12 protein-coding genes are annotated in these 13,209 nt (G+C 59.9%); 8 read left to right on the top strand and 4 right to left on the bottom strand.

Annotated features, from left to right (window positions below; all coding sequences use genetic code 11):
* Positions 1-73 precede the first annotated feature (73 nt).
* Positions 74-1,444, top strand: a complete 1,371-nt coding sequence (locus BM074_RS07665) for an aminotransferase-like domain-containing protein (RefSeq protein WP_036813600.1) — start codon at positions 74-76, stop codon at positions 1,442-1,444.
* Between the two features lie 15 nt (positions 1,445-1,459).
* Here the strand turns inward: BM074_RS07665 and BM074_RS07660 are convergent, their stop codons facing one another.
* Both BM074_RS07660 and BM074_RS07655 read right to left on the bottom strand, forming a co-directional pair.
* Positions 1,460-2,029, bottom strand: a complete 570-nt coding sequence (locus tag BM074_RS07660) for a methylated-DNA--[protein]-cysteine S-methyltransferase (RefSeq protein WP_051614714.1) — start codon at positions 2,027-2,029, stop codon at positions 1,460-1,462.
* Positions 2,030-2,093: 64 nt separating this feature from the next.
* Positions 2,094-2,867: a DeoR/GlpR family DNA-binding transcription regulator gene (locus tag BM074_RS07655; RefSeq protein WP_027231044.1), complete on the bottom strand. Its 774-nt coding sequence runs from the start codon at positions 2,865-2,867 to the stop codon at positions 2,094-2,096.
* Positions 2,868-3,243: 376 nt separating this feature from the next.
* Here BM074_RS07655 and BM074_RS07650 point away from each other — a divergent pair, with 376 nt between their 5' ends.
* The 6 genes from BM074_RS07650 to ppa all read left to right on the top strand — a co-directional run bounded on the left by BM074_RS07650 (position 3,244) and on the right by ppa (position 11,584).
* The gene (locus BM074_RS07650; protein WP_091920890.1) at positions 3,244-4,161 is read left to right on the top strand and encodes a choline/ethanolamine kinase family protein; all 918 of its coding nucleotides are present in this window, start codon (positions 3,244-3,246) and stop codon (positions 4,159-4,161) included.
* The gene (locus tag BM074_RS07645; RefSeq protein WP_091920888.1) at positions 4,158-6,599 is read left to right on the top strand and encodes a GcvT family protein; all 2,442 of its coding nucleotides are present in this window, start codon (positions 4,158-4,160) and stop codon (positions 6,597-6,599) included. Before BM074_RS07650 ends, BM074_RS07645 begins: the two co-directional genes overlap by 4 nt.
* A 248-nt stretch (positions 6,600-6,847) precedes the next feature.
* On the top strand, positions 6,848-8,233 hold the full coding sequence (gene mgtE / locus BM074_RS07640) for a magnesium transporter (RefSeq protein ID WP_091920886.1): 1,386 nt from the start codon (positions 6,848-6,850) through the stop codon (positions 8,231-8,233).
* A 186-nt stretch (positions 8,234-8,419) separates the two neighbouring features.
* The gene (gene typA / locus BM074_RS07635; protein ID WP_027231040.1) at positions 8,420-10,246 is read left to right on the top strand and encodes a translational GTPase TypA; all 1,827 of its coding nucleotides are present in this window, start codon (positions 8,420-8,422) and stop codon (positions 10,244-10,246) included.
* A 130-nt stretch (positions 10,247-10,376) separates the two neighbouring features.
* Positions 10,377-10,883, top strand: a complete 507-nt coding sequence (locus BM074_RS07630) for a GNAT family N-acetyltransferase (protein WP_027231039.1) — start codon at positions 10,377-10,379, stop codon at positions 10,881-10,883.
* Positions 10,884-11,044: 161 nt separating this feature from the next.
* Positions 11,045-11,584, top strand: coding sequence for an inorganic diphosphatase (ppa, locus tag BM074_RS07625; protein WP_027231038.1), 540 nt, complete (start codon positions 11,045-11,047; stop codon positions 11,582-11,584).
* Between the two features lie 3 nt (positions 11,585-11,587).
* Here the strand turns inward: ppa and BM074_RS07620 are convergent, their stop codons facing one another.
* Both BM074_RS07620 and BM074_RS07615 read right to left on the bottom strand, forming a co-directional pair.
* Positions 11,588-11,917, bottom strand: a complete 330-nt coding sequence (locus BM074_RS07620) for a DUF167 family protein (RefSeq protein WP_091920884.1) — start codon at positions 11,915-11,917, stop codon at positions 11,588-11,590.
* Positions 11,914-12,204 carry a YggT family protein gene (locus BM074_RS07615; RefSeq protein WP_027231036.1) on the bottom strand — a complete coding sequence of 97 codons (291 nt, stop codon included), beginning with the start codon at positions 12,202-12,204 and terminating at the stop codon, positions 11,914-11,916. The genes BM074_RS07620 and BM074_RS07615 overlap by 4 nt, the downstream gene beginning before the upstream one ends.
* Before the next feature lie 252 nt (positions 12,205-12,456).
* On the opposite strand from BM074_RS07615, the gene aqpZ reads away from it, so the two are divergent.
* On the top strand, positions 12,457-13,143 hold the full coding sequence (aqpZ, locus tag BM074_RS07610; protein ID WP_091920882.1) for an aquaporin Z: 687 nt from the start codon (positions 12,457-12,459) through the stop codon (positions 13,141-13,143).
* Positions 13,144-13,209: the final 66 nt, after the last annotated feature.

Genomic DNA, 13,209 nt, shown 5'->3' with positions numbered 1-13,209 from the left:
CAAAATGGCTTGCTATCCTGCAACATCTCACCTAATTGTATGTAACATATATCCATACAATTAGGTGACCTGGATGGCATGGAAGCCCCGAATTGCTGTTGACGCCCGCTACAAGCACCAGGGCCTCGCGGATGCATTGCGAGCCGATATTGCTTCCGGTGCCGTCAAATCCGGCGATGCCCTGCCGCCGCAGCGTGAAATTGCGCGCGAACTCGGCGTTGATCTGACGACAGTAACACGTGCCCTTAACGAGGTGCGTCGGTCGGGCCACATCGAGGGCCGCATCGGTTCTGGCACATTCGTAAAGGCGCCTGCCGTTCAGGCGGCTGTGGCAACACAGGCAAATGAACTCGATTTGACCATGAACATACCTCCGCAACCCGCGGACCTGCCCGCCCGCATCGCAAACGGCATTGGCGCCCTTCTCGCCAATGGACAAAACCGGCTGTTGTCCTACCAGGAAACGGCCGGAAGCGCGTCGTCCCGAGCGGCGGCAGCGTGCTGGCTCGCTCCGCGTCTCGGTGCTGCGCCCGAAAAGGATCGCCTCGTCGTTGCCGGCGGGGCTCAGAGCGCCCTATTTGCCGTCTGCAATCTCCTCGGCCCCGGCACAACCATAGCGGCGGGGGCGGCAACCTATCCGGGACTTAAATCTGCAGCGTCATCCCTTGGTCTCAAGCTGTACCCACTCGCCATGGATGAGGCCGGCATTACGCCAGAAAGCTTCGAGGAATGCTGCCGCAATGAGCCGCCCAAGGCGCTCTACATTATTTCGTCCATTGACAACCCGACCACCGCGACGATGCCGCTTGCGCGGCGGCGGGCCATTGCTGCAATCGCCGCTCGCCATGGGGTAGCTGTCATCGAAGACGATCCCTACGCGGAACTGCTCGACAAGCCGATACCGGCGCTAGCAACGCTCGCCCCCGACCTGACATGGCACATCGCCACATTGTCGAAATGCGTAGCTCCGGCACTGCGCATTGCTTTCGTCGCCTGTCCTTCGGCGCTCGATGCCCTAAAGCTTGGTTCCAGCCTGCGTGCCAGCAATCCGGGTCCATCGCCGCTGCTCACCGCGCTCGCGGCCGATTTCATTCAGACGGGAACGCTCCGTGAGATCGCGACCACCATCAGATCGGAAAGCCGGGAACGCCAGGCCCTCGCGGCACGGATTCTTAAAGACTGGACCTTTAGAGCCGAACCTGGCGGACATCATCTCTGGCTGTCGCTGCCACAGCAATGGCACGCCGGAGAATTTGCCGCGCTCGCCATTCGCTCCGGGCTGGGTGTCGTGCCAGCCTCGGCGTTCAGCATCGGGGCACCAAGCATGGAAGCGGTCCGTGTTTCCCTCGGCGCTGCCCCCGACAGGACCAGATTGGAACAGGGTCTGGTCCTGCTGGATCGCCTTCTGCGCGAGCCGAAGTTCAGCCCTGGTATGATTGTATAGGCGCTGCGACGGTTCTCAGAACAAAGAGCCCTGAGCGGTTATCGGATGAAATGTTGGACGGGTTGCCGTAGCGGCGAAGGTGCGGTGCTCAAGGTCAATGAGGAATCGCTTGCGCCGCTGGCCGCCGCCATAACCCGTCAACGATCCATCCGCACCGATGACTCTGTGGCACGGAACCACGATAGCGACGCGGTTCTGGCCATTGGCGGCGCCGACAGCACGGCTGGCATTCGGGCGGCCCATAGCGCGTGCCATCCCTCCATAGCTCCGGGTCTGGCCGTAAGGTATTTCCCGCAGCCGCTCCCAGACTTCATTCTGGAACGCATTCCCCGGCAGGACGAGCGGCGTTTCAAATACGGTCAATTCCCCCGCAAAATAAGCAGCAAGCTCCGACTCGATCTGATCGAGGACTGCATTTCGCCCCGGCTCGATCATATAGCCATAACGTCGTTGCAACTCATCGACTTCCGAGGCAAGTGCAGGCCGGTCAGCAAATTCGAGCAGGGACAGCCCTTCGCCGCTTGCCATGGCGATCATTGGTCCAAGCTGTGTTTCGATCGTGTCGCGAAGTAAGAGCCTGATCATGTAGCGACCTCCTGATTCGGTCCAGATCGTACCATTCTGCCGAGGCCAGCCAATCCGATTCCTGTCAGGAGTGCGCCGCCGCCGATGCCACGGTCACAGTGGTGCCGGCGGCGTGAAGCGCCTGCACAATGTCGCCCGGGGGATCGCGGTCGGTCACAAGTTCGTCGATGCCGTTAAAGTCGCAAACCTGCACAAGACCGCGCCGTCCGAACTTTGATGCGTCCGTTATCGCTATTGTCCTTGCACCACGCGATAGTACCGTGCGGGCAAACTCTGCCTCTTCGAGGTCGTAGTCCGTTATGCCTCCCGGCGCGTCGAGCGCGCCCACCGAGATGACCGCATGGGCAACGCTGAAGCGGCTGACGAATTCGATAGCGGATACCCCAAAGGCGGCGCCGCTATCGCTGCGCAATTCGCCGCCCGCCATGAACACCCTGTTGCCGTTTACCGTTGCGAGCGTGCGCGCAATATCGGAGGAGTTCGTGACCACCGTCAGGTTGCGGTGCTGCAGCAACTCGCGGGCAAGAAAGCTTGTCGTGGTGCCTGTATCGAGCATCACCGACTCACCATCGCGGATTGTCGCTGCGACCCATTGGGCAATCACGCGCTTGGCGCTCGCATTTTCGCGCATGCGCATCTCGAACGGCGCCTCGCCAATATGCTGCGGCAACCCGACGGCGCCATGGATGCGCGTGAGAACGCCCGAGTCCGTCATGGGCTTGACGTCGCGCCTGATGGTTTCGAGCGAGACGCCGAGCTTGTTGGCAAGATCGGAGATCGAGATCGTGCCTTCCTCTTGCAGTAACCGCCGAATTTCGCCGCGCCGCTTTGCACTCATGCCAAAACCTCAAAATTTGATGCCTAAGCCGCACCATTACCACATATTTTACCAGTATCAGGCGATAAAGCCACATTATGCCACATAAATATGTTGACAGATGCGCGAACTTGGCAGACGATCCCATCAATGGGGTTGGTGGTAGTGCGCGGTTAGACTGGCTCACCATGAGGAGGGCCAATCCTTGCAGGTACCCAAGATACCGCGAGGATCCTGAGTGAAAGTCTTTGCCATAGACGGATTGCCTGTTACCGGAGAGTCCACAACCTTCAGGGGACAGGTTGCCTTCCTCGTGGTGAGTCAGTCTGACCGCGCACTTTTTTTCTGCTCGCCGACCGGCGCATTCCTGCCGGGCCATACACGGTAGGCGTCGCCAATGGCTCCAGCGCCTGACGTGCACCCTGGTGAGCCCGTAGCGCGGCGCATCGCGGCGCTTCCCATCTGGCAAGGCGAGATAAGGATTGCCCTTCTGAAGGGCGGCATCAGCAATGAAAGCTACGTGGTAGAGGACGCAAGCCGCAAATATGTGGTGCGCTTCGGCATGGACTATCCGTTTCACCACGTGTTCCGCCAGCGCGAGGTGATGACCGCGCGTGCTGCGCACCTCGCCGGATTTGCACCGGAAGTCTTTCACTCCGGCGACGGCGTTATGGTGACGGCATTCCTCGGTGCTCGAACCTATGACGCTCGCGATGTGCGTGCCAATATTCCGCGAATTGCCGACATGGTCCGCCAGTTCCATACGCGCATGCCTGAACATATTCGCGGACCCGGATTCATGTTCTGGGTTTTCCATGTCATTCGCGACTATGCCCGCACGCTGGAAGCCGGCAAAAGCCGCTTGGCGCATCAACTTCCCGCCTATCTGGCGATCTCCGACGAAATGGAGGCGGCGCAAAAGCCCCTGCCGATCATCTTCAGCCATAATGATCTTCTCCCTGCCAATATCCTCGATGACGGGGAAAGGCTGTGGCTCATCGATTTCGAATATGCCGGGTTCTCGACGGCGATGTTCGACCTTGCCGGGCTCGCCTCAAACGCAGGGTTTGATGCAGACGAGTCCGAGGCATTGCTGGATGCCTATTTCCGGGCGAGGCCCGATACCGCACTGACCCGCGCGCACGCCGCCATGCAATGCGCCTCGCTGCTGCGCGAGGCGATGTGGAGCATGGTCTCGGAACTGCATCTGAAGGCGCCAGGCGTCGACTACGTCGCCTACACGACCGAGAATTTACAGCGGCTGGACGAGGCGCTGGACTACTACAGAACATTATACGGAAAGACCATATCATGAGCCTGCCAACCCATGCGCAGATCGTCGTCATCGGCGGCGGCATTATCGGCTGCTCGACAGCTTACCATCTCGCCAGGGACCACAAGGCGGATGTGGTTCTCCTCGAAATGGGCCAGCTGACGTCCGGCTCGACCTGGCATGCGGCGGGACTTGTCGGCCAGTTGCGCTCGTCGGCCTCGATCACGCGGGTTCTTAAATATTCCGTCGACTTGTACAAACGCCTCGACGCTGAAACCGGTCTCGCCACCGGCTGGAAGATGACCGGGTGCCTGCGCCTCGCCACCAATGAAGATCGCTGGACTGAGTTTCGCCGGCTGGCGACCACTGCGCGCAGCTTCGGTATGGACATGCATCTGCTTTCCCCGCAGGACGTTAAATCCATGTTCCCGCTAATGGAGGTGGGCGATCTCATAGGCGCGAGCTGGTTGCCGACGGATGGTCAGGCGAGCCCTTCGGACATCACCCAATCGCTGGCGCGCGGCGCGCGCATGCACGGCGCCAAGCTCATCGAGAATGTCCGGGTCACCGGATTTGAGATGGACGACGGCCGCATCGTCAAGGTGAAGACCGACAAGGGCGACATCGCCTGTGAGAAGGTCGTCAACTGTGCGGGCCAATGGGCGCGGCAGGTAGGCGAAATGGCCGGCATCAATGTGCCGCTGCAGCCGGTCAAGCACCAGTACATCATCACCGACAGGATCGAAGGCCTGTCTGCCGAGGCACCGACGATCCGCGATCCCGACCGCCGTACCTATTTCAAGGAAGAGGTCGGCGGGCTGGTGATGGGCGGCTATGAACCGAACCCACAGGCCTGGACGACGGCCGACGTGCCGAACGACTGGCAGTTCCGCCTGTTCGACGATGATTTCGACCATTTCGAACAGCACATGATTGAGGCCATCGATCGAATACCCGCCATGGCAAACGTTGGTGTGAAGCAGATGATCAACGGGCCGGAAAGCTTCACCCCCGACGGCAATTTCATTCTCGGTATCGCACCCGAATGCGCCAACATGTTCGTCGGCGCCGGCTTCAACGCCTTCGGCATCGCCTCGGGTGGCGGCGCCGGCTGGGTGCTGGCGCAATGGGTGGTCGACGGGGAATCGCCGCTTGATCTTTGGGCCGTCGATATCCGCCGATTTTCCCATCTGCACCGCGATCGCCAGTGGGTGCTCGACCGTACCCTCGAAGCCTATGGCAAGCATTACACCATTGGCTTTCCCCATGAAGAATACACCTCAGGCAGACCGGCCATCGTCTCGCCGCTCTATGATCGCCTCAAGCAGCATCGCGCCGTGTTCGGCTCGAAGCTTGGATGGGAGCGGCCAAACTGGTTCGCACCTGAAGGGACTTCGGCCGAGGACATCTATTCCATGGGCCGGCAGAACTGGTTCAAGGCCGTCGGCGACGAGCACCGGCACGTGCGCGAGAAAGTCGGCATCTTCGATCAGTCGTCGTTTGCCAAGTACGAGCTTAGCGGCAAGGATGCCGGCAAGGCGCTCGACTACATCTGCGCCAACGACGTCTCGAAGCCAGTCGGCCGGCTTACCTATACGCAGATGCTCAACACGCGCGGCGGCATCGAGTGCGACCTGACCGTGGCGCGGCTGACGGACGACAGGTTCTACATTGTCACCGGTACCGGCTTCCGGACGCATGATTTCGCCTGGATCCGGGATCATATCGGCAGCGATCTCGATGCGACGCTTGAGGACATTACGGAGTGCTTCGGAACGCTCTCATTGATGGGGCCGGACGCGCGCAACGTGCTGGCCAGGGTGACGACAAGCGACGTTGGCAATGCCGCCTTCCCGTTCGGCCACGTGCGCGAGATCGACATCGCCGGCACCACGGTCCGGGCGCTACGGCTTACCTATGTGGGCGAACTCGGCTGGGAATTGCACATTCCAATCGCCGCGACCGGCGCTGTGTTCGATGCGCTCATGCAGGCGGGCGAGCCTTTCGCCATCAGGCCGGTAGGTTACCGCGCGCTCGAATCGCTGCGTCTCGAAAAAGGCTATCGCGCCTGGGGCAGCGACATCACCCCGAATGACTCCCCCTTTGAAGCCGGCCTTGGTTGGGCGGTCAAGCTCAAGAGCAACACCGATTTTCTCGGCAGGCAAGCGGCGGAAGCCACGCGCAACGGCCCCCTTAAGAAGCGTCTGGCGGGGATCACGGTTATCGACAGGGACGTCGTTCTGCTTGGACGCGAAACGATCCTGCGCAATGGCGAACCGGTGGGCTATCTCACCAGCGGCGGCTTTGGCTATACCGTCGATAGCCCCATCGGTTACGGCTACATCCGCAATGCAGAAGGTGTCGACGACACATTCCTCGCCGAAGGCAAGTACGAGCTCATTGTCGCCAACGAGCCATTCGCCGCAAAGGTCCACATCGAGCCACTTTACGACCCACGCAATGAGCGAATAAGAGCCTGAAGCGGCGCACGAAGATGTGTTCCCTGCCGCTTTCCGCCGGGGCTTGACATTAATCCTGGACAAGACCAAATGACAGCGCGCTGGGTCGCTCGTTTACGCCCAACGTATCTTTCAACCGGAGTTTATCTCTAATGCCCAACGACGACAGTCAAAGTCGATTGTTTGCGCCGTCATCGGCGATCGTGGCCTGTTGAGAGATCAGCTCGCCTCGGTCCCCGTGACGGCGGATCGACAGAAAGGCGAGCAAAATGAACGACCTTCGCTTTACCCAAGGAGTGGTTGATGCCGGTTCGGCACCGGCCGCAACCATTGCCGAACAGCTGGCAACCATGCAGGCTGCCGATGCCGTCGAGCTTCTCAACGAGCTCGAACAGAACGATACCGTCGGCATCATTGCCGAGATGCCGCGCGACCATGCGGTGCTTATCCTTGACCAGCCGGAATTGCATTCGGCAGGCGCCATCATCGAGGCGCTTCCCGACGTCATCGCATGCGAACTGCTCGACGCCATGTCGGCAGACCGCGTCACCGATATCTTCCATGAACTCGATGCCGAGGCGCGGGACCGGCTGTTTCCAGGCCTCGGCCACGAAACCCAGCAGGCCCTTGCAAAACTGCTGCGCTATCCGCCCCATACAGCCGGCAGCCTGATGACGACCGAATTCGTCAGCGTCCCCGCCAACTGGAGCGTTGCGCGCACGCTACAACACATTCGCGAAGTCGAACGGTCCCGCGAGACGGTCTACGCCATCTATGTGATCGATCCGGAGAACCGCAGCCTGCTGCGCGCAGTGGCCCTTCGCCGCCTGATCGCCAGCGAGCCCGAAGCCTCGATCATGACCGTGGGCCGCGACGTTGCGCCGGTCACCGTGGGACCGCTTACCGATCAGGAGGATGTCGCTCGGCTGTTCCGCAAGCACGACCTCCTCGCCGTTCCCGTAGTCAATGACGGCAACCAGATCATCGGCATCGTGACCGTCGATGATGTGATCGACGCCATGACCCAGGAGATGACCGAGGATACGCTGAAGTTCGGCGGCATGGAGGCTTTAAACAAGCCCTATATGCAGATCGGCTTTCTCCAGATGATCCGCAAGCGCGCGGGCTGGCTCGGCGTTCTTTTCCTCAGCGAAATGCTGACGGCGAGTGCCATGCAACACTTCGAGGGCGAACTCGAGAAGGCCGTTGTGCTGACCCTGTTCATCCCGCTCATCATGAGTTCAGGCGGGAATTCGGGCTCGCAGGCGACCTCTCTCTTGATCCGCGCCCTTGCCTTGCAGGAATTGCGGCTGAAGGACTGGTGGCGGGTCGCGCTGCGGGAACTCCCGACCGGCATCGTGCTCGGCACTTTCCTTGGCCTGATCGGCGTCATTCGCATCTCGACGTGGCAGATGCTCGGCCTCTACGATTATGGCGTCCATTGGCATCTCGTCGCGGCAACGGTGGGGACGGCCCTTGTCGGCATTGTCACTTTCGGGTCGCTGGCCGGCTCCATGCTGCCGTTCATCCTGCAGAAGATCGGTTTCGACCCGGCGAGCGCCTCTGCGCCCTTCGTGGCAACGCTTGTCGATGTCACCGGCCTCATCATCTACTTTAGCATCGCCCTGATGATCCTGTCGGGAACATTGCTTTGAAACTGCGCGCGGCGGACGGTTCTCGTTCGCCGCGCACGACCCCCGCGCAGAAGCGCATCTGCATGGCTGCAATGCAGCCCCCAAATGCTTTGACCCCTTTCGCAATTGCGAAAAAACATGTATGGAGCGCGCAAATGTAAAGCGGCGCATCATATGTGGCGTCCCTAATTTTCCAAAGAGAACCCAATGAAACTGCGCAACATCGCGATCATCGCACACGTTGACCATGGCAAAACCACGCTCGTTGACGAACTCCTGAAACAGTCCGGCAATTTCCGCGACAACCAGCGCGTCGCCGAGCGCATGATGGATTCCAACGACATCGAAAAGGAACGCGGGATCACCATTCTCGCCAAGGCCACGTCGGTCGTCTGGAAGGACACGCGCATCAACATCGTCGACACGCCCGGACACGCCGATTTCGGCGGCGAGGTCGAACGCATTCTCAGCATGGTGGATGGCGCGATCGTTCTCGTTGACGCTGCCGAAGGCCCGATGCCGCAGACGAAATTCGTCGTCGGCAAGGCGCTGAAGGTGGGGCTCCGTCCGATCGTCGCGATCAACAAGATCGACCGCCCCGACGCGCGCCACGAAGAAGTCGTCAACGAAGTCTTCGATCTCTTTGCCGCTCTCGACGCGACCGACGAACAGCTGGACTTCCCGATCCTCTACGGTTCCGGCCGTAGCGGCTGGATGGCCAAGAACCCGGAAGGCCCGCAGGACCAGGGCCTTGCCCCGCTGTTCGACCTCGTGCTTGAGCACGTGCCGGAGCCGACCGTCGGCGACGGCCCGTTCCGCATGATCGGTACGATCCTTGAGGCCGATCCGTTCCTCGGCCGTATCATCACCGGCCGCATTCACTCCGGTACCGTAAAGTCGAACCAGCAAGCCAAGGTTCTCCATGGCGACGGGACGCAGCTCGAAACCGGCCGCATTTCCAAGATCCTGGCTTTCCGCGGTCTTGAACGCCAGCCGATCGAAGAAGCCCAGGCAGGTGACATCGTTGCGATCGCCGGACTGCAGAAGGGCACCGTGGCTGATACCTTCTGTTCGCCGGAAGTTACCGAACCCCTGCAGGCGCAGCCAATCGATCCGCCGACCGTCACCATGTCGTTCATCGTCAACGACTCGCCGCTTGCCGGCACCGAAGGCGACAAGGTCACGAGCCGCGTCATTCGCGATCGCCTGTTCAAGGAGGCCGAGGGCAATGTTGCGCTGCGCATCGAGGAATCGAGCGACAAGGATTCGTTCTACGTATCCGGCCGCGGCGAATTGCAGCTGGCGGTCCTGATCGAGAACATGCGCCGCGAAGGCTTCGAGCTTGGCGTGTCGCGTCCGCGCGTCGTCATGCAGAAAGACGAAAATGGCAACATGCTCGAGCCGATCGAGGAAGTTCTCATCGACGTCGACGAAGAATATTCTGGCACGGTCGTGCAGAAGATGTCGGAGCGCAAGGCCGAGATGGTCGAGCTGCGCCCCTCCGGCGGCAATCGCGTACGCCTTGTCTTCCATGCGCCGACGCGTGGCCTCATCGGCTATCAGTCGGAGCTTCTGACCGACACGCGTGGCACCGCCATCATGAACCGCCTGTTCCGCGCCTATGAACCCTACAAGGGAGAAATCGCCGGCCGCAACAACGGCGTTCTGATCTCGAACGATCAGGGCGAGTCGGTGGCCTTTGCCATGTGGAACCTCGAAGATCGCGGCCCGATGATCATCGACGCTGGTGTCAAAGTCTATGCAGGCATGATTATCGGCATTCACTCGCGTGACAACGATCTCGAAGTCAACGTGCTGAAGGGCAAGAAGCTCACCAACATCCGCGCCGCCGGCAAGGACGAGGCCGTCAAGCTGACGCCGCCAATCCGGATGACACTGGAACGCGCCCTGTCATGGATCCAGGACGACGAACTCGTCGAAGTGACGCCGAAGTCAATCCGCCTGCGCAAGCTCTACCTCGATTCCAACGAGCGCAAGCGCTTCGAAAAGAGCAAGACCGCCGGCGCGGCATAAGCCAGCCGGACCAAATATCCAATTGCAGGGGCGGCCATTTGGTCGCCCTTTCTTTTTCGTGAACTCAGCCAAATTTCGGTCGCGATCCCAGTTGCCCAAGGTCGGCCCTCGGGTCTATGGTTAAGAAACCATGAACACCCATGTGATCGAGATAAGACGGGCTGAACTGGCCGACGCCGAGGCGATTTCGGACATTCATGTTGCCGCCTGGAGAGGTGCCTATACCGGCATCATTCCGCATCGCGCGCTCAATACCATGCTGCAGCGCCGCGGATCCGCGTGGTGGGCGCGCGCCATCCAGCGCTCGACGCAAATACTTGTTGCAGACATTGGCGGCGTTGTGGCTGGCTATGCGACCCTCGGTCCAAATCGCGCGCGACAATTGCCGCAGAAGGGCGAGGTCTACGAGCTCTATATCAGGCCGGAATATCAGGGCTTTGGCCTGGGCACACGCCTTCTCGGCGCGGCAAAGCGCAGCCTGGTCGACCAGGGGATGAAGGGATTGGTCGTCTGGGCGCTCGAAGACAATGGCCTTGCCACCTCATTCTACGAGGGCGCCGGCGGCCGCGATGTCGCCGAAGGCGTCGAATGTTTCGAAGGCAAGACCCTGAAGAAACTCGCCTTCGTATGGAATTGACGGCTTCCGCAATGCCAGCCCTTCAGACTAAAGTCGCTAAACTTCTGTACCGGCTGCAAGGCCGGCCTCTCATGCGCTCGCCGCGGCTCAGGCGACGCTCTTGTTGCGCCGGCTCCTAAAAGTCAGTACAGCACTCCCAAACCAACAAGGACTTTGAAAATATGCGCATCGATGCCATTCCTGTCGGCAACAATCCCCCCGAAGACGTCAACGTGATCATCGAAGTTCCGGTCGGCGGTCAGCCGATCAAGTACGAACTCGACAAGGATTCCGGCGCGCTGTTTGTCGATCGCTTCCTGCACACGCCGATGACTTATCCGGGCAATTACGGCTTCGTACCGCACACATTGTCGGATGACGGCGACCCGATCGACGTCCTGATCTGCAACACGCGCGCCCTGATGCCGACCAGCATCATCAATGTCCGCCCAATCGGCGTCCTCGTCATGGAGGACAATAAGGGCCAGGACGAGAAGATCATCGCCGTTCCCTCGCCCCACCTTACCCTTCGCTACGAGAAGGTCCACAACTACACCGACTTGCCGGATATCACGCTTAAGCAGATCCAGCACTTCTTCGAACACTACAAGGATCTCGAGCCCGGCAAATGGGTGAAGATTGGTGACTGGGGCGATGAAGATGCCGCCCGCCAGCTCATCACCGAGGCCATGGAGCGCCACAAGGCCAAGACCGCCTCGTAAAAACTATGCCTTGGGCGATCCCAGCGCTTCGATCTTCGAAGCCAATGCGTGCGGGTCGCCCAGGATTTTTACCTGTTTGAGCCGGGACGTCGCTCCCGCTACGATCGCTACCTCACGCGTGGCAACGCCAAGCTCCCTTGCCAGAAGCTTTTCCAGCGCCGCATTCGCCTTGCCATCCTCGGGGACTGCCCTGACGCGCACCTTCAGGTGAGCGTGCCGATCCGCTGCAAGCTCCACCCCTTCGACCGCATCCTTCGCGGATTTAGGCGTCAAACGTACGAATACGATGACGCCGTCCGTCACCTCACGGAAGCAGCTCTGCCGGTCGATCAAACCAGCAGCGGCGCGATTGTCGTCCACAACAGCTGGCGGATGAAGAAGATGATCAGCAGGAGCACGATCGGCGATATGTCGATGCCTCCGAGATCAGGCAGGAAGCGGCGGATTGGGCGCAGCGCCGGTTCGGTGACGCGGAACAGGAAATCGCCGACAGATGCAACGAACCGGTTGCTCGAATTGATGACGTTGAAGGCGTAAAGCCACGAGAAAATGGCGCTGGCAATAATGATCCAGGTGTAGATATCGAGGGCAAGATCGATGGTGCGGATGAGGGCGAGCATTCGTTTCTCCTAACAGTCACGCCGACATGTAGCGATTGGCCCGGCTAGGGGCAAGAGGCCGTCGTGGTCATGGCGCTTTGCGATGATTATTCATTATACTAACGTAGTATAGATTTAGTACTTGGATGATTACAACCACCCCGCCCCCCTGAGACACACTTGTGTGGGAATATTATTGAATTAAAACTATGATTAATTTTGCTTACATGATTCGATCTATTTTGTTTGGATTTTTTATTTAAGGGGGTTTCCATGTTGAATAAACTATCTGCCGAATTCTTCGGAACGTTTTGGCTTGTACTCGGTGGCTGCGGCAGCGCTGTTATTGCGGCAGCATTTCCAGATGTCGGTATTGGTTTGCTTGGCATTGCGTTGGCTTTTGGTCTTACGGTTCTTACCATGGCCTTCGCCGTCGGCAGTATCTCCGGCGGACACTTTAATCCCGCCGTGTCACTTGGACTTGCCATTGCCGGCCGGTTCGAGTTCAAAGACGTCATTCCCTATTGGGTCGCCCAACTGGCAGGCGCCATCGTCGCTGCCGCAGTGCTTTATCTCATTGCCTCCGGCAAGGCCGATTTTGCCGCTGGAGGGTTCGCGTCTAACGGCTATGGCGATCTTTCGCCCGGCAAATACGGGCTTACTCCGGCGCTGGTGATCGAGATCGTCATGACCGCTTTCTTTCTCATTATCATCCTCGGCGCGACATCGGCTGCGATACCGGCCGGATTCGCGCCTGTCCCCATCGGCCTCGGCCTGACACTGATCCACCTTGTGTCGATCCCGGTCACCAATACGTCGGTTAACCCGGCACGTTCGACCGGTGTCGCCCTGTTTGCCGAGACGGCAGCGCTCAGCCAGCTGTGGCTGTTCTGGGTTGCGCCCCTGATTGGTGCCGTGCTCGGCGCCATCATCTGGAAAGCGTTGCTCGGGAAGGATTGACCTTCAACGTTCCAAGGAGGGCGGCTCGCCGGCCCTCCTTGGATTATTTCGCAATTGCTTATCCCA

The sequence above is a fragment of the Phyllobacterium sp. CL33Tsu genome, assembly GCF_900113985.1.
Classification (GTDB): Bacteria; Pseudomonadota; Alphaproteobacteria; order Rhizobiales; family Rhizobiaceae; genus Phyllobacterium; species Phyllobacterium pellucidum.
Note: the sequence above shows the minus strand (reverse complement) of the source record. Positions and strands in the feature narration are given on the sequence as shown.

Excerpts from the sequence above, each read along its gene's own strand:
- BM074_RS07615 (WP_027231036.1), bottom strand. The coding sequence starts at position 12,204 with ATGCTCGCCCTCATCCGCACCATCGATCTTGCCCTCGATATCTACACC.
- BM074_RS07665 (WP_036813600.1), top strand. The coding sequence starts at position 74 with ATGGCATGGAAGCCCCGAATTGCTGTTGACGCCCGCTACAAGCACCAG.
- ppa (WP_027231038.1), top strand. The coding sequence starts at position 11,045 with ATGCGCATCGATGCCATTCCTGTCGGCAACAATCCCCCCGAAGACGTC.
- BM074_RS07655 (WP_027231044.1), bottom strand. The coding sequence starts at position 2,867 with ATGAGTGCAAAGCGGCGCGGCGAAATTCGGCGGTTACTGCAAGAGGAA.
- BM074_RS07630 (WP_027231039.1), top strand. The coding sequence starts at position 10,377 with ATGAACACCCATGTGATCGAGATAAGACGGGCTGAACTGGCCGACGCC.
- BM074_RS07645 (WP_091920888.1), top strand. The coding sequence starts at position 4,158 with ATGAGCCTGCCAACCCATGCGCAGATCGTCGTCATCGGCGGCGGCATT.
- mgtE (WP_091920886.1), top strand. The coding sequence starts at position 6,848 with ATGAACGACCTTCGCTTTACCCAAGGAGTGGTTGATGCCGGTTCGGCA.
- aqpZ (WP_091920882.1), top strand. The coding sequence starts at position 12,457 with ATGTTGAATAAACTATCTGCCGAATTCTTCGGAACGTTTTGGCTTGTA.
- BM074_RS07660 (WP_051614714.1), bottom strand. The coding sequence starts at position 2,029 with ATGATCAGGCTCTTACTTCGCGACACGATCGAAACACAGCTTGGACCA.
- BM074_RS07650 (WP_091920890.1), top strand. The coding sequence starts at position 3,244 with ATGGCTCCAGCGCCTGACGTGCACCCTGGTGAGCCCGTAGCGCGGCGC.
- typA (WP_027231040.1), top strand. The coding sequence starts at position 8,420 with ATGAAACTGCGCAACATCGCGATCATCGCACACGTTGACCATGGCAAA.